This is a genomic window from Bacillus sp. CGMCC 1.16541, assembly GCF_003184905.1.
Classification (GTDB): Bacteria; Bacillota; Bacilli; order Bacillales; family Bacillaceae_H; genus Priestia.
Genome location: NZ_QFRU01000004.1, coordinates 26,927 through 43,115, shown reverse-complemented (window position 1 = coordinate 43,115; position 16,189 = coordinate 26,927). Strand labels below are relative to the sequence as shown.

Annotated in this window: 13 protein-coding genes and 1 other RNA gene; all 14 read left to right on the top strand. The window is 38.7% G+C overall.

Annotation, left to right across the window (positions count from 1 at the left end):
• The first annotated feature begins 109 nt into the window (after nt 1-109).
• The 14 genes from tpiA to DIS06_RS06595 all read left to right on the top strand — a co-directional run bounded on the left by tpiA (nt 110) and on the right by DIS06_RS06595 (nt 16,178).
• A complete protein-coding gene (gene tpiA / locus DIS06_RS06660; RefSeq protein ID WP_110112470.1) occupies nt 110-865 on the top strand; it encodes a triose-phosphate isomerase in 756 nt (251 codons plus the stop codon).
• On the top strand, nt 865-2,397 hold the full coding sequence (gpmI, locus tag DIS06_RS06655; RefSeq protein WP_110112469.1) for a 2,3-bisphosphoglycerate-independent phosphoglycerate mutase: 1,533 nt from the start codon (nt 865-867) through the stop codon (nt 2,395-2,397). Before tpiA ends, gpmI begins: the two co-directional genes overlap by 1 nt.
• A 341-nt stretch (nt 2,398-2,738) precedes the next feature.
• Nucleotides 2,739-4,031 (top strand): phosphopyruvate hydratase, encoded by a 1,293-nt coding sequence (eno, locus tag DIS06_RS06650; RefSeq protein ID WP_110112468.1) that lies wholly within the window; start codon nt 2,739-2,741, stop codon nt 4,029-4,031.
• Between the two features lie 133 nt (nt 4,032-4,164).
• Nucleotides 4,165-4,398, top strand: coding sequence for a preprotein translocase subunit SecG (gene secG / locus DIS06_RS06645; protein WP_110112467.1), 234 nt, complete (start codon nt 4,165-4,167; stop codon nt 4,396-4,398).
• Between the two features lie 315 nt (nt 4,399-4,713).
• Nucleotides 4,714-5,454, top strand: a complete 741-nt coding sequence (locus DIS06_RS06640) for an alpha/beta hydrolase (protein ID WP_162595904.1) — start codon at nt 4,714-4,716, stop codon at nt 5,452-5,454.
• A gap of 61 nt (nt 5,455-5,515) precedes the next feature.
• Nucleotides 5,516-7,867: a ribonuclease R gene (rnr, locus tag DIS06_RS06635; protein WP_110112465.1), complete on the top strand. Its 2,352-nt coding sequence runs from the start codon at nt 5,516-5,518 to the stop codon at nt 7,865-7,867.
• A 110-nt stretch (nt 7,868-7,977) separates the two neighbouring features.
• Entirely contained in the window at nt 7,978-8,445 is a 468-nt protein-coding gene (gene smpB / locus DIS06_RS06630) for an SsrA-binding protein SmpB (protein WP_110112464.1), read from the top strand.
• A 117-nt stretch (nt 8,446-8,562) separates the two neighbouring features.
• Nucleotides 8,563-8,926, top strand: a transfer-messenger RNA (tmRNA) gene (ssrA, locus tag DIS06_RS06625).
• A 204-nt stretch (nt 8,927-9,130) separates the two neighbouring features.
• Nucleotides 9,131-10,141 carry a LacI family DNA-binding transcriptional regulator gene (locus DIS06_RS06620; protein WP_110112463.1) on the top strand — a complete coding sequence of 337 codons (1,011 nt, stop codon included), beginning with the start codon at nt 9,131-9,133 and terminating at the stop codon, nt 10,139-10,141.
• A 121-nt stretch (nt 10,142-10,262) separates the two neighbouring features.
• Nucleotides 10,263-11,567 carry an ABC transporter substrate-binding protein gene (locus DIS06_RS06615; RefSeq protein WP_110112462.1) on the top strand — a complete coding sequence of 435 codons (1,305 nt, stop codon included), beginning with the start codon at nt 10,263-10,265 and terminating at the stop codon, nt 11,565-11,567.
• Between the two features lie 79 nt (nt 11,568-11,646).
• The gene (locus DIS06_RS06610; RefSeq protein WP_110112461.1) at nt 11,647-12,546 is read left to right on the top strand and encodes a carbohydrate ABC transporter permease; all 900 of its coding nucleotides are present in this window, start codon (nt 11,647-11,649) and stop codon (nt 12,544-12,546) included.
• Between the two features lie 108 nt (nt 12,547-12,654).
• Nucleotides 12,655-13,455 carry a carbohydrate ABC transporter permease gene (locus DIS06_RS06605; RefSeq protein ID WP_110112721.1) on the top strand — a complete coding sequence of 267 codons (801 nt, stop codon included), beginning with the start codon at nt 12,655-12,657 and terminating at the stop codon, nt 13,453-13,455.
• 14 nt (nt 13,456-13,469) lie between these two features.
• Nucleotides 13,470-14,822 carry a GH1 family beta-glucosidase gene (locus DIS06_RS06600; protein ID WP_110112460.1) on the top strand — a complete coding sequence of 451 codons (1,353 nt, stop codon included), beginning with the start codon at nt 13,470-13,472 and terminating at the stop codon, nt 14,820-14,822.
• Nucleotides 14,823-14,837: 15 nt separating this feature from the next.
• Nucleotides 14,838-16,178: a glycoside hydrolase family 30 protein gene (locus tag DIS06_RS06595; protein WP_110112459.1), complete on the top strand. Its 1,341-nt coding sequence runs from the start codon at nt 14,838-14,840 to the stop codon at nt 16,176-16,178.
• The last annotated feature ends 11 nt before the right edge of the window (nt 16,179-16,189 follow it).

The window sequence follows — 16,189 nt, the reverse complement described above, 5'->3', positions numbered from 1 at the left end:
TAGCTCTCCTTGTAACATGTGTAGGACGAACCAATGCAAGTATAGACTTGTAGTCTTCACAGCACACTTAAGAACACTTTTTATACAAACCATAAAAAGGATGATAATCATGCGTAAACCTATTATTGCAGGTAACTGGAAAATGCATAAAGTTCTTTCTGAAGCAACTAGCTTTGTTGAAGAAGTAAAAGGACTTGTGCCATCAGCTGATAGTGTAGATGCAGTTGTATGTGCACCGGCATTATTCTTAGATCGTTTAGTAGAAGCAACAAAAGGTACTGATTTAAAAGTTGGTGCACAAAACATGCACTTCCAAGAAAGTGGAGCATTCACAGGGGAAGTAAGTCCTGTAGCGTTAAACGACCTTGGTGTAAGTTATGTAATTTTAGGTCACTCTGAGCGTCGCGAAATGTTTGCAGAAACTGACGAAACAGTAAACAAAAAGACAATCTCAGCATTCAAACACGGATTAACTCCAATTGTTTGTTGTGGTGAAACAAATGAAGAGCGCGAACAAGATCAAACAAAAGCAGTTGTTGCTAGTCAAGTGAAAAAAGCGCTAGAAGGTTTAGATGAAACTCAAGCGAAACAAGTTGTTATCGCATATGAGCCAATTTGGGCAATCGGTACAGGTAAATCTTCAACAGCTGAAGATGCAAATGAAGTTTGTGCTTACATCCGTAGCGTTGTAGCTGAGCAATTCTCACAAGAAGTTGCAGAAGCAGTACGCATTCAGTACGGTGGAAGTGTAAAACCAGCAAACATTAAAGAATACATGTCACAATCTGATATTGACGGTGCATTAGTGGGTGGCGCAAGCCTTGAAGCACAGTCATTCTTACAGCTTTTGGAGGCAGGTAAATAATGAGTAAACAACCAGTTGCTTTAATCATCTTAGATGGTTTTGCATTACGTGAAGAAGATAAAGGTAATGCGGTTACTCAGGCTAACAAGCCAAACTTTGATCGTTACTGGAATCAGTATCCTCATACTTCTTTAACAGCTGCTGGTGAAGCAGTTGGTTTACCAGAAGGGCAAATGGGGAACTCAGAAGTAGGTCATTTAAACATTGGAGCAGGTCGTATCGTTTATCAAAGCTTAACACGTGTTAATGTTGCCATTCGCGAAGGTGACTTTGAGGAAAACGAAACATTCTTAGCAGCGATTAACCATGCGAAAGAAAAAGGCACAGCGCTTCATTTGTTTGGCTTACTATCAGATGGTGGCGTGCACAGTCACATCGAGCATCTATATGCATTGTTACGTCTTGCGAAAAATCATGGCGTAAACAAAGTATATGTGCATGGCTTCTTAGATGGCCGTGATGTAGCACCACAATCTGCTAAGGGGTATATCGACGAGTTAAATGCGAAAATGGACGAGTATGGTGTAGGAGAGATTGCAACTCTTTCTGGACGTTATTACTCAATGGACCGTGACAAGCGTTGGGAACGTGTTGAAAAAGCATACCGCGCAATGGTGTACGGTGAAGGTCCAACGTATAAAGACGCGTATGAATTAATTGATGATTCGTATGGGCATGGCATCTATGATGAATTCGTTCTTCCTTCTGTTATGACGAAAGAAGACGGTTCACCAGTTGCAACAATTAAGGATGAAGACGCAGTTATTTTCTATAACTTCCGTCCTGACCGTGCAATTCAAATCTCAAATACATTTACAAACGACGACTTCCGTTCATTCGATCGTGGCGAAAAGCATCCGAAAAACTTGCATTTCGTATGTTTAACACACTTCAGTGAAACGGTTGATGGATATGTTGCGTTTAAACCAGTGAACTTAGACAACACACTTGGTGAAGTTTTATCACAAAATGGATTAAAGCAGCTTCGTATTGCAGAAACAGAAAAATATCCTCACGTGACATTCTTTATGAGTGGTGGACGTGAAGAAGAATTCCCTGGTGAAACTCGTATTCTAATCGATTCACCAAAAGTAGCTACTTATGATTTACAACCAGAGATGAGCGCTTATGAAGTGACGGACGCGTTACTAAGCGAGATCGAAGGGGACAAGCATGATGCAATTATTTTAAACTTTGCAAACCCTGATATGGTTGGACATTCAGGTATGCTTGAGCCAACAATCAAGGCAGTCGAAACAGTAGACGAATGTTTAGGAAAAGTTGTCGACGCAATCATTGCTAAAGGTGGAACAGCCATCATCACAGCAGACCATGGTAACGCTGATGAAGTGCTTACACCAGAAGGCAAACCAATGACAGCACACACAACTAATCCAGTTCCAGTCATTGTTACAAAAGAAGATGTTGAACTACGTGAAGACGGTATCCTAGGAGACCTAGCACCGACAGTACTAACACTGCTAAACGTAGATCAACCAAAAGAAATGACAGGAAAAACACTTATTAAGTAAGAAAAGCGAAGGCGACTGTTTAGGCATGAGAGTCGTTGGAGCTTCTGGTAGGGAAACTGCTTTTTAGTTTCAATAGCAGAAGTGAAACGGCCGAAAGCCTAGAAGCCGCAGCTAGACAGTAAGAAAAGCGAAACAAGCTCGATTATGTCCATAGGATGTTGGAGGTCCTGAGAAGAAGTCGCTTTTTGACTTCGTGGGAAGGAGTGAAACAGCCGTAGGACATAGCTTGTGCAGCTAGACAGTAAGAAAAGCGAAACAAGCTCGATCAGCTCTAGAGTATGAAACAATTAAAACGAATTCGTAAATAATAAATATTTCACATTTAAAGGAGAGAATTTAACATGTCAATTATTGTTGATGTATACGCACGCGAAGTATTAGACTCTCGCGGTAATCCAACTGTAGAAGTAGAAGTATATACAGAATCAGGCGCTATGGGTCGCGCTTTAGTACCAAGTGGAGCATCTACTGGTGAGTACGAAGCAGTAGAATTACGCGATGGTGACAAAGATCGTTACCTTGGTAAAGGTGTATTAAAAGCTGTTGAGAACGTAAACGAAGTAATCGCTCCAGCTATCATTGGTTATGATGTATTTGATCAAGTTGTAATCGATCAAGCGTTAATCGAACTTGATGGAACTGAAAACAAAGGTAAATTAGGTGCAAACGCAATTCTAGGTGTATCTATGGCAGTTGCTCGTGCAGCAGCAGATTACTATGACATGCCTTTATACCAATACCTTGGTGGCGTAAATGCAAAAACTCTTCCAGTACCAATGATGAACATCATCAACGGTGGAGAGCATGCTGATAACAACGTTGATATCCAAGAATTCATGGTAATGCCTGTAGGTGCTGAAAACTTCAAAGAAGCTTTACGCATGGGCGCTGAAATCTTCCATAGCTTAAAATCAGTATTAAAATCTAAAGGTTACAACACAGCTGTAGGTGACGAAGGTGGTTTCGCACCAAACCTTGGTTCAAATGAAGAAGCACTTCAAACAATCATCGAAGCAATCGAAAAAGCTAGTTACAAACCAGGTGAGCAAGTTATGTTAGCAATGGACGTTGCATCTTCAGAGCTTTACAGCAAAGAAGACGGAAAATACCACTTCAAAGGCGAAGGTGTTGTTCGTACGTCTGCTGAAATGGTTGACTTCTACGAAGAGCTTGTTTCTAAATACCCAATCATCTCTATCGAAGACGGTTTAGATGAAAATGACTGGGATGGTCACAAACTTTTAACTGAGCGTATCGGTACAAAAGTACAATTAGTAGGTGACGATCTATTCGTAACAAACACGAAGAAACTTGCTGAAGGTATTGAAAAAGGTATTTCTAACTCAATCCTAATCAAAGTAAACCAAATCGGTACATTAACTGAAACATTTGATGCAATCGAAATGGCAAAACGCGCTGGTTATACAGCTGTTATCTCTCACCGCTCTGGTGAAACAGAAGATAGCACAATTGCTGACATCGCAGTTGCATTAAATGCTGGTCAAATCAAGACTGGTGCTCCATCACGTACTGACCGTGTAGCAAAATACAACCAATTACTTCGCATTGAAGATCAATTAGGTGCAGTTGCTAAGTACGATGGTTTAAAATCTTTCTACAACGTAAAAAACTAATGGTTTAATAAAGAGGTGGACTCTATGCAGTCCACCTTTTTATGTGCTTATTTCTAATGCTATCTTGTACATGACACCATTTTATGATAAATTAATTTTAAGATAGTGTGCGTATTTACAGGAGGTGTATGGCATGCATGCAGTACTAATTACGTTACTTGTAATCGTATCGATTGCATTGATTATTGTTGTATTACTACAATCAGGAAAAAGCGCGGGTCTTTCTGGAGCAATCTCAGGTGGTGCGGAGACATTGTTTGGTAAGCAAAAAGCACGTGGAATTGATTTAGTATTACACCGAGTAACCATTGTTTTATCTGTTTTATTCTTCGTTTTAACCCTTGCAGTATCATACTTTAAATTCTAAAGGCGAGCTCACGGAGCTGGTCTTTTTTTGTCGCTTTTGAAAACGTTCTTTTTTGATTAAGAAGGTAATTTGGTTCTCTTCATTTTGTCATAGTGATATAATGAACATTTACCGGAAATTTTACCAACTACGTGCTAAATAAACGTTTGTTTAACTAATCGCTAACGTTGGTAAATGAAGAGATGAAAGAGATTTAAACGAACGTTTGATTAAAAATCATTCTTCGTTACAACATAAGAAAAGAGATATTTTATTGTTTTTCTACTGTACTAAAAATAGTGACAAATTGTTGTGAGAATTAAAGGAGTGAAAGTGATGAAAGTTGCAACACCAAAACCATTTACATTTGAGGGTGGGGAGCGAGCAGTCTTACTATTACATGGCTTTACAGGTAATTCTGCCGATGTACGAATGCTTGGTCGTTTCTTAGAGAAAAAAGGGTACACATGTCATGCACCTCACTATAAAGGTCATGGTGTTCCACCGGAAGAACTTGTACATACAGGTCCAGAAGATTGGTGGAAAGATGTGATGGAAGGATATCAATTCTTAAAAGATCGTGGACATGAAAGTATTGCCGTAGCTGGTTTATCTCTAGGGGGCGTATTTTCTTTAAAATTAGGTTACACTGTACCTATAAAGGGTATCGTGCCTATGTGTGCTCCTATGTACATTAAAAGTGAAGAAGTGATGTATAAAGGTGTTCTTGAATATGCAAGAGAATATAAAAAGCGAGAAGGAAAAACAGCAGAACAAATTGAAAAAGAAATGAACGAGTTTCAAAAAACACCGATGAATACATTAAAGGCACTTCAAGGGTTAATCTCAGATGTACGTGAATCCATTGATATGATTTATGCACCAACATTTGTTGTACAAGCTCGTCATGATCATATGATTAATACAGATAGTGCAAATATTATCTATAATGGTGTCGAATCACTAGTAAAAGATATAAAGTGGTATGAAGAGTCGGGTCATGTCATTACATTAGATAAAGAGCGAGAGCAGTTACACGAAGATGTCTATCAGTTCCTTGAATCACTAGACTGGTAAGACATAAAGGTGTAAGCACATTATTAATAGAAAACGAGTAGAGAAAAGGAGGGAGCGTTTCATGGAACAAGAAATCCAACAACATATCGATCGTTTACTTTCTTTTATGAAAGAAGAGAGCTATAAGCCCTTAACGGTACAAGAATTAGAAGAGGCATTTGGTATTAAAGATTCTGCTGATTTTAAAGAGTTCGTAAAAGCGCTTGTCATAATGGAAGAGAAGGGTCTTGTTATGCGTTCACGCAGCAATCGTTACGGGTTGCCAGAAAGAATGAATTTCGTGCGTGGAAAATTAACAGGTCACGCAAAAGGATTTGCATTTGTTGTACCGGAGGATAAAGAAGCAAGTGATATCTTTATTCCGCCTACGGAGACAAATAATGCAATGCACGGTGATATTGTACTTGCTCGTGTCGTATCAGAGTCTTCAGGTGCTCGCCGTGAAGGAACAATTGTTAAAATTATTGAGCGTGGTATGCAAGAGGTTGTCGGGACTTATTCACAAAGCAAGAGCTTTGGATTTGTAATTCCAGACGATAAAAAAATTGCAAGTGATATTTTTATCCCTAAAAATGCCTCTAAAGGTGCAATTGATGGACATAAAGTGGTTGTGAAATTAACAAGTTATCCAGAAGGGCGTATGAGTGCTGAAGGAGAAGTTGTCACCATTTTAGGCCATAAAAATGATCCAGGTGTGGATATTATCTCTGTCATACATAAGCATGGTTTGCCTCAAGCTTTCCCTGCGGATGCGTTAGAGCAAGCAAATGACACACCAGAAACGATTAGTGAAGCTGATTTAAAAGGTCGTCGAGATTTACGAGATGAAGTCATTGTCACGATTGATGGCGCTGATGCAAAAGATTTAGATGACGCTGTGACAGTGAAGAAGTTAGAGAATGGAAACTACAAACTAGGCGTTCACATTGCCGATGTGTCTCATTATGTGACAGAAGGATCGCCAATTGATGTGGAAGCGGCAGACCGTGGTACGAGTATTTATTTAGTCGATCGCGTAATTCCAATGATTCCTCACCGTCTATCAAATGGTATTTGTTCATTAAATCCACAGGTAGACCGCCTTGTCCTTTCATGCGAAATGGAAGTGAATGCTCAAGGTGAAGTGGTATCGCATGAAATTTTCGAAAGTGTCATCAAAACGACGGAACGCATGACTTATTCAGATGTGAATAAAATTCTTGTGGATAAAGATGAAGAGGTTCTTGCAAGATATGAACAACTTATCCCCATGTTTGAATTAATGGGTGAATTAGCATCTGTCCTACGTACGAAGCGTATGGGGCGTGGAGCCATTGATTTTGATTTTAAAGAAGCGAAAGTATTAGTGGATAAAGAAGGTCATCCTTACGATGTAGAGCTACGTGAGCGTTCAGTAGCAGAGCGTTTAATTGAAGAATTTATGTTATTAGCGAATGAAACAGTAGCAGAACATTTCCACTGGATGAACGTGCCGTTTATGTATCGTATCCATGAAGAGCCGAACGCGGAGAAGCTAAATCGTTTCTTAGAGTTTGTCACAAACTTTGGGTATGTCGTAAAAGGAACGGGTAATGACATTCATCCACGTGCTCTTCAAGATATTTTAGATGCGGTGCAAGGAAATCCAGAAGAAATGGTTGTATCAACGGTCATGCTTCGTTCCATGAAGCAAGCTCGTTATGAAGCGGAAAGCTTAGGGCACTTTGGGTTATCAACAGAGTTTTACACACATTTCACATCACCGATTCGACGTTATCCTGACTTAATTGTCCACAGGTTAATTCGTACGTACTTAATCGAAGGAAAAGTTGATGCAGATACACAAGCAAGATGGAAAGAAGACTTACCAGATATTGCGGAACATTCTTCTAACATGGAACGCCGTGCTGTGGATGCAGAGCGTGAAACAGATGATATGAAGAAAGCCGAATTTATGGCAGATAAGATCGGTGAAACGTTTGAAGGTATTATCAGCTCTGTCACAAACTTTGGGATGTTTGTTGAATTATCCAATACGATTGAAGGTCTTGTACACGTGAGCGACTTAACGGACGATTACTATCGATATGATGAGCGTCACTATGCGATGATTGGGGAGCGCACAGGAAACGTATTTCGTATTGGAGATGAAATTGAAGTAAAAGTAGTTGATGTGAATAAAGATGAACGTTCAATTGATTTTGTGATTGTCGGTATGAAAGAGAACCGCAAACGTATCGCAAAAGACCGCCCAACTGTCATTAACACAAAGAAACGTGACAAAGATAAATCTTCTTCTAAATCAAAAGATGGTTCGAGTCGCAAGAAAGATAACACTGTGGACGGTTGGACAACAGAAAAACCAAAGAAAAAGAAGAAAAAACGATTTTTCGAAAATGCTCCAAAAGCGAAGCGTAAAAAGAAACGAAAATAAAGAATGCGTTTCTTTTAACGGAGGTCTTACTCTACGGTAGTAAGGCCTGCTCGTTTCCATTTGAGTCATTTTATCGAAGAAAGGTAACTGTAGGGAAAGGGGAAGTACAAATGCCAAAAGGTGAAGGAAAGTTAATCGCGCAAAATAAAAAAGCGCATCATGATTACTTCATTGAAGAAACATATGAAACAGGAATCGTGTTGCAAGGCACTGAAATTAAATCGATTCGTAACGGTCGAGTCAATTTAAAAGATGCATTCGCTCGTGTTCAAAATGGCGAAGTGTTTTTACACAACATGCATGTTAGCCCTTATGAACAAGGTAACCGCTACAATCATGATCCGCTTCGTACACGTAAATTGCTGCTTCATAAGCGTGAAATTAGCAAGCTAATTGGGTATACGAAAGAAACTGGTTATTCGCTTGTACCTTTAAAAATTTACTTGAAAAATGGCTTTGCAAAGGTTTTGTTAGGGCTTGGTAAGGGTAAAAAGAAATATGACAAGCGTGATGACTTGAAGAAGAAAGAAGCAAAGCGTGACATTGAGCGTGCATTCCGTGATCAACAAAAGGTTTAGTTTTACAGAAACTTACAATTGCAAAATCTCTATTTTGTGCTATAATAAGAATTGTTGTTAGCCAGTTACAACGTTAACTTTTGCTTAACGAACATTTTCCTAGTAACCCTTTTATATGGGGACGTTACGGATTCGACAGGGATAGTTCGAGCTTGAGTTGCGAGTCGAGGAGATGGCCTCGTAAAAACATCAACGCCAATAATAACTGGCAAATCTAACAATAACTTCGCTTTAGCTGCTTAATAACAGTTTAAAGCGGTTCCTCCCTCCATCGTCCATGTGGTAGGATCAGGGACTCACTTTTAGTGGACTACGCCGGAGTTCGCCGTCTGAGGACGAAGGAAGAGAATAATCAGACTAGCGACTTGGACGCCTGTCGGTAGGCAGAAAAGATCGCGAATTGCTAATATGCCGACTACACTCGTAGAAGCTTAAGTGCCGATATGTCTGGACGTGGGTTCGACTCCCACCGTCTCCACCAAATACATACTTTGGTGGCTACATACGATTATGACACGGACTTACCCATTGTGGTAAGTCCGTTTTTAGTTTGAAAATATTCAAAATAGATCATAAAAGAAGTCTGAAAAATTTTATACATTTGAAAAATTTTATATTGCCTATGTAAAATGACTGCGCTATAATAAATTTATCGAAAGCGCTTTCGGAATAGAGGAGATAAGAAATGATTACAATCTATGATGTTGCAAAAAAAGCTGGATTTTCAAGTACTACCGTATCTAAAGCTCTTAACAACTACTCCGATGTTAGTCAAAAGACAAAGCAAGAAATTTTGAGAGTGGCAGCAGAAATGGGCTACTTACCAAATGCACACGCTCAATCACTTTCTACAAAAAAGTCTTGGACAATTGGTGTCATGTTTTCAGAGGCAAATGGAATAGGGATGAAGCATCCATTTTTCAATGCCATTATTGAAAGCTTTCGAAAATGTGCGGAAAAAGAAGGATACGATCTCATTTTTGCTTCAAGAAACTTGCGAAATCGTGATATTAGCTACTTAGAGCATTTTCAATATCGAGCTGTAGATGGGATTGTTGTAATCTGTTCAGATTCCAAGGATGCTCAAGTTCAAGAGATGATTAACAGCCAACTTCCGATTATTGTGATTGATATGATGGATTCAAATTGTAGCGTTGTTCACTCTGATAATGTTTTAGGAGCTAGTTTAGCGGTCAATTATTTGCATTCATTAGGTCACACAAAGATTGCTCATATTGCGGGAGATCCTGAAACAGATGCAGGAGCAGCAAGGGTTAAAGGGTATACAGATGCGATGAAGAAGTTACATCTTCCTATTCCAGAACAATACTTGATTAATGGTGGGTTGTTCTCCATTCAAGAAGGAAAACAAGCAATGAAACAGCTATTGTCTTTGAGTGAGCCACCAACAGCTGTATTTACAGCAGGTGACCACATGGCAATCGGGGCAATAGAAGCCGTGAAAGAAGAGGGCCTATCTGTACCAGACGATATGTCCATTATTGGGTTTGATGATATCGAAATGGCAAGCTATATTACTCCAAAGTTAACGACGGTTAAGCAGGATACGGAATTGATTGGACAGAGAGCTGCAGAGTTATTATTTAATCAAATAACGAAAAAGCAGAAGGAAATCACATCAGACATTATTCCTGTAGAGCTAATGATTCGAGAGTCATGCAAACCAGTAAAGTAAAAACAAAAAAATAAGGCATTATTTTTTTAAAGCAATTCGAAACCGATTTCGTTTTGTTTCATTTTTCAGTAAAATCGAAAGCGGTTTCTTAACGCGATAAAGATGAGGGGGAGAGAAAAAGATGAAGAAATTAGTCAGTATTGCAATGACAGCTGTATTGTCAGTTGGTGTGTTAGCTGGTTGTTCTAGTAATCAAGAAGCAGGCAGTAAAAAAGACGTTGATTTGAAAGTTTGGTCATTTACAGATGAGTTAAAAAAACCAATCACAAAATTTGAAGAAAAAAATGGTGTGAAAGTTGAATTAACGATTGTGCCAATTGCCGATTATCCAACGAAACTAAAACCAGTACTTGAAAGCGGAGTTGGAGCACCTGATGTATTCACTGGGGAACTTGCATTTATTAAGCAGTGGGTTGACGCAGGATACTGGGAGAATTTATCTGAAGCTCCTTACAATGTAGATGAGAAAGCAGACAAGTATGTTCCTTATGTATTTGATTTAGGAAAAGATAAAGATGGAAATGTAAGAGCGGTTTCATGGCAAACAACGCCAGGAGGTATTTTCTACAAGCGTAGCATCGCAAAAGAAGTACTTGGAACAGATGATCCAGCAGAAGTAGGTAGCATGCTTAATTCGATGGAAAACGTATTTGCAGTGGCTGAAAAAATGAAAGAAAAAGGGTACAAAATGTTCCCTGATGAAGGATCTATTCGCTGGTTCGCACAAGGTGATAACCCTCAGCCATGGGTAAACGGTGATAATGAGTTACAGTTAACGGATGAGAGAATCAATTTCATGGATTATTCAAAAGAGTTAAGAACAAAAAATTATACAGCATTAGCTCCTGAATGGTCACCATCTTGGTTTGAAGCAATGGATAAGTCCGTTAAAGTAAAAGAAAACGGTAGTGAAGTAGATGCACAAGTATTCTCTTATGTTTTACCAACTTGGGGACTACATAGTGTCCTTAAAACGAATGTAAAAGAGTCTGTAGGAGATTGGGCATTAACAAGTGGGCCAGCTTCTTACTTCTGGGGTGGTACTTGGTTAGGTGTATATGGTAAGTCAAAAAATAAAGAGCTTGCGTATGATTTTGTAGAAATGATGACACAAGATGATGAGTTCTTAACAGATTGGGCAAAAGAAACAGGAGATGTTCTATCATATCTTCCTGTAACAGAGAAAATCAAAAGTGACTTTAGCGAAGAGTTTCTTGGTGGTCAAAACAACTATGAGTTCTTCTTAGAGCAATCTGAAAAAATTCAACCAGGTATTGTTACAAAATACGATCAGCAAATTGATACGCTATACGGAAACGCAGTACAGCAATATGTAGAAGGTAAAAAATCAAAAGAAGAAGCGATTAAAGAATTTTATAGCAAAGTAAAGAATGCTTATCCAGATATAAAAGTACCTAATAAATAATTTCTTACAATGTGTTACGAGTGACGTAAATCCATGAGGTCACTCGTAACCATTCACTTTTTAGAAAGAGGGCGGAAACATGAAAAATCTAAACCGATATGGGTACCTTTTTATTGCTCCATTCTGGCTTATTTTTGGCATATTCAGTATTTATCCTGTCGGGCTTACCTTTTACTACAGCTTCACTAACTATACAGGGAGTGGTGTAGCAGAGGTTGTTGGTCTAGAGAACTACAAGAGATTGTTAACCGATACATACTTCGTTGAAGCATTTTTTAATACGTGGAAAATTTGGGGAGTCAATTTCGCGTTACAAATGAGTTTGGCGTTGTTGTTAGCGATGATTTTTTCTGATATGAGAGTCAAGCTAAAGGGACTTGCCTTTTTTAGATCGATTTTTTATCTTCCTAACCTGATCACCATTAGTTCTGTTGCCTTATTGTTTGGTATTTTACTAGATTGGCAACATGGATCATTGAATATGGTGTTAATGAATATCGGGCTTATATCAGAACCGATCAACTGGCTGAATGAGCCAACTTCAGCCCAACTTTCTGTATCACTCATTTTGACATGGATGTGGTTTGGACATTCATTTATTGTCGTGATGGCAGGAGTATCTGGGATTTCAAAAGACTATTATGAAGCAGCGTTAATTGATGGTGCGAACCGTTGGCAAACGTTTACTAAGATTACAGTTCCTTTATTAAAGCCAATCTTGCTTTACATCATGATTACGTCATTAATTGGTGGTCTTCAGTTATTCGACTTACCAATGCTTTTAACAGATGGGATTGGTTCACCAGATGGAGCGCTAAACACGATGGTGCTTTACTTATACAACCAAGCATTTAAATACAACAATTACGGTTATGCATCAGCGGTTGCATACGGTCTATTTGTTATTACACTGATCTTTTCAGCCTTCGTATTTAAAGGGATGTATGGAAATGAACGCAAACAAGGAAGGAAGGTGTAAACCATGTTAGAAAAAGCAACGGTGGAAAAACACGAGAAAAATCAAAAGCAACATGTGCCATTGTCACTAGAGAAGCCTCATAAAAAGGGGCCAAGCATCGTAAAGATCATGATTTATGCATTTCTTATCTTGCTGGCAATCGTTTGCTTTATTCCATTTCTAATGATGATTGTTAATGCAACGCGATCGAATGAAGAAATTTTAACAGGTTTTCAGTTGCTTCCGGGTACTTCTTTAGTTGAAAACTATCAAACGATGATGAGCTACATTAACATTTGGGCAGGCTTTAAAAATAGTTTAATTATTTCTGTTCTTGTGACAGTTTTATCTGGTTATTTTTCAGCATTAACAGCATATGGATTTGCCTTTTACACGTTTAAAGGAAAGAATTTCTTGTTCGTCTTTATGTTGATTATGATGATGGTACCAGGACAACTAGGGTTAATTGGATTTTATGAATTAAGTAAAAATTTAGGTATTTTAGACACGTACATTCCATTAATCGTACCTGCAATTGCCAGTCCCTTTGTCGTATTCTTTTTACGCCAGTACATTCAAACAACGCTTCATCCGAGTTTAATTGAAGCATCTCGAATTGATGGGGCAAGTGAATTTAAAATTTTTCACACGGTTGCGATTCCAATTATGATGCCGGCTATCGCGACAATGTCGATCTTTACATTTATCGGATCTTGGAACAACTACATCGTTCCATTGGTCGTTTTATTCTCACCAGAAAAATATACGTTACCAGTTTTAATGGGCTTCTTAAAAGGTTCACAAGTCGCTCAAAACTTAGGTTCTATGTATCTAGGTATTGCGATATCGGTTGTGCCAATTATGGTTGCATTCTTATTCCTATCTAAATATATCGTTAACAGCATTTCAGCAGGGTCAATCAAAGAATAGAGGAGAGAAAAGACATGACATTTACGAAAGAATTTACATTTGGAACGGCAACATCTTCTTATCAAATTGAAGGAGCGTATGCAGAAGGCGGACGAACAGCGTCTATTTGGGATATGTTTTGCGATATTCCAGGAAGAGTATACAAGCAACATAATGGAGATGTTGCTTGTGACCATTATCATCGATTTGAAGAAGACATTCAGCATATTAAAAATCTAGGTGTAGACACGTACCGCTTTTCTATTGCATGGCCGAGAATATTCCCTCAAAAAGGCGTGTTCAATGCGGAAGGAATGGCATTCTATAAAAAATTAACATCTCGTTTGTTAGAAGAAGGCATCAAGCCAGCTGTTACGCTTTATCACTGGGACCTTCCGATGTGGGCACATGAAGAGGGGGGCTGGACGAATAGAGAGTCAGTTGAATGGTTTGCCGACTACGCAAAAGTGTGTTTTCAAGAATTAGACGAATATGTTGATTCTTGGATTACACACAATGAGCCATGGTGTGCTGGATTTCTAGGTTATCATCAAGGTGTTCATGCTCCGGGACATCAAAATTTAGAAGAAGCATTAAAAGCGGTTCACCACATCCTTTTATCTCACGGGAAAGTGGTACAAATACTGAAGGAAACGTTCCAATCTAAAACACCAATTGGGATTACACTAAATCTTTCTCCAGTGTATGCAAAAACAGATTCAACAAATGATCAATTAGCTGCTAACAATTCAGACGGATATTCAAATCGTTGGTTTTTAGATCCAGTGTTTAAAGGGCAATATCCAACAGATATGATGAATTTGTTCTCTAAGTATGTACATTCTTACGATTTTATCCAATCAGGAGATTTGGATTTAATTTCAATTGATTGCGATTTCTTCGGGATTAACTTTTATAGCCGTGGCTTAGTAGAGTTTAACGCAGCATCAGACTTTATGTATCAAGGCGCATATTCCGATTATGAAAAAACAGGAATGGGCTGGGATATTGCACCAGAAGAGTTTAAGGACTTAATTCGACGTTTAAGAAACGAGTATACAGACCTGCCAATTTATATTACAGAAAACGGAGCAGCGTTTGATGATGAAGTAGAAAATGGACGAGTACATGATGTGAAGCGTGTTGACTATGTGGAGAAGCACCTACAAGCTGTTTCTGAGTTAAATGAAGAAGGCATGAATATTCAAGGTTATTATCTGTGGTCATTGCTAGATAACTTCGAATGGAGTTTTGGATACGATAAGCGATTTGGAATCATTTACGTAGACTTTGATTCACAAGAACGAATCTGGAAAGATAGTGCGTATCGTTATGCTGAAATTATTAAGAATAGAAGTTTAAAAGTACCTTCAACAACTGTTGAGTAAAAAGGGGTAATCGGTGTGAAAACAAAAGAGATTCAAGTTATTCAAACGGCTAAAGACACAGATGATCGCTTATCAGCAAAAGAGCCTCTATCTTTTCAATCGAATGCATCACTTGGAGAAACAGTGATTACACTAGATGAGCACCAAACATTTCAAACGATGTTAGGGTTTGGTGGAGCTTTTACAGAGTCATCAGCTCATGTATTATCTCAAGTGAATCCTGAACTGCGTAATCAGGTCATCAACCGTTATTTTAATCCTGCCGAGGGACTTGGTTATCGATTTGGTCGTACGCATATTAATAGCTGTGATTTTTCTCTTGGTAATTATACGTATGTAGATGAACATGATGAGTCGCTAGCTAGCTTTTCAATTGAACGAGAAACAAAACTCGTGATTCCGTTCATAAAAGATGCGATGAGGGTTGCAGGAGAGCCATTATCTATTGTGGCTTCTCCTTGGAGTCCGCCACCATGGATGAAAGATACGAACGAAATGAATAACGGTGGAAAGCTGTTACCTGAATATCACTTAGCTTGGGCAGAATACTATGCGAAATACATCAAAGCGATGGAAGAAGAGGGAATCGACATATGGGGAGTCACCATTCAAAATGAGCCTGAAGCAAAACAAGTATGGGATTCTTGTTTATACACAGCGGAGGATGAGAGGGACTTCATTAAGTATTATTTAGGACCAGCTCTAGCCGAGTCAGGATATGAAGATAAAAAAGTGATTATATGGGATCACAATCGAGACAACATCTATGAACGAGCAAAGGTCATCTTAAGCGATGAAGATGCCGCTAAGTATGTATGGGGTACAGGTGTTCATTGGTACGTGTCAGAAGAATTCGAGAACTTATCAAAAGTTCACGATGCATTCCCTGACAAACATTTAATCTTTACAGAAGGTTGTGTTGAGGGTGGTGTTAAGCTAGGTGCTTGGCATACAGGTGAACGATACGGCCGAAACATCATTGGAGATTTAAACAACTACCTTGAAGCTTGGATTGACTGGAATCTAGTTTTAGATGAAAAAGGTGGCCCAAACCATGTTGGGAATTATTGTGATGCTCCTGTTATTGTAGATGTAGAACAACAACAAGTTCATTACAATAGTTCGTATTATTACATTGGTCATTTCAGTAAATACATTCAACCAGGTGCAAAGCGTATCTTGTGCAATGTATCTAGTGACAACGTTTTAGCAACAGCATTTAAAAATGAAGACGGTACGATTGTAGTTGTACTGATGAATGAGCGAGATGATGCACATACGATTACATTATCTATGTCAGAACGAAGTACGACTACGACAATCCCAGCTCATTCTATTTCTACATTTATTTTATAAAGTGTGAGACT

Bases quoted from the DNA above. Each gene is read 5' to 3' on its own strand.
- secG (WP_110112467.1), top strand. From the start codon at position 4,165: ATGCATGCAGTACTAATTACGTTACTTGTAATCGTATCGATTGCATTG.
- smpB (WP_110112464.1), top strand. From the start codon at position 7,978: ATGCCAAAAGGTGAAGGAAAGTTAATCGCGCAAAATAAAAAAGCGCAT.
- DIS06_RS06610 (WP_110112461.1), top strand. From the start codon at position 11,647: ATGAAAAATCTAAACCGATATGGGTACCTTTTTATTGCTCCATTCTGG.
- DIS06_RS06620 (WP_110112463.1), top strand. From the start codon at position 9,131: ATGATTACAATCTATGATGTTGCAAAAAAAGCTGGATTTTCAAGTACT.
- rnr (WP_110112465.1), top strand. From the start codon at position 5,516: ATGGAACAAGAAATCCAACAACATATCGATCGTTTACTTTCTTTTATG.
- DIS06_RS06605 (WP_110112721.1), top strand. From the start codon at position 12,655: ATGATTTATGCATTTCTTATCTTGCTGGCAATCGTTTGCTTTATTCCA.
- gpmI (WP_110112469.1), top strand. From the start codon at position 865: ATGAGTAAACAACCAGTTGCTTTAATCATCTTAGATGGTTTTGCATTA.
- DIS06_RS06615 (WP_110112462.1), top strand. From the start codon at position 10,263: ATGAAGAAATTAGTCAGTATTGCAATGACAGCTGTATTGTCAGTTGGT.
- DIS06_RS06600 (WP_110112460.1), top strand. From the start codon at position 13,470: ATGACATTTACGAAAGAATTTACATTTGGAACGGCAACATCTTCTTAT.
- eno (WP_110112468.1), top strand. From the start codon at position 2,739: ATGTCAATTATTGTTGATGTATACGCACGCGAAGTATTAGACTCTCGC.
- tpiA (WP_110112470.1), top strand. From the start codon at position 110: ATGCGTAAACCTATTATTGCAGGTAACTGGAAAATGCATAAAGTTCTT.
- DIS06_RS06640 (WP_162595904.1), top strand. From the start codon at position 4,714: ATGAAAGTTGCAACACCAAAACCATTTACATTTGAGGGTGGGGAGCGA.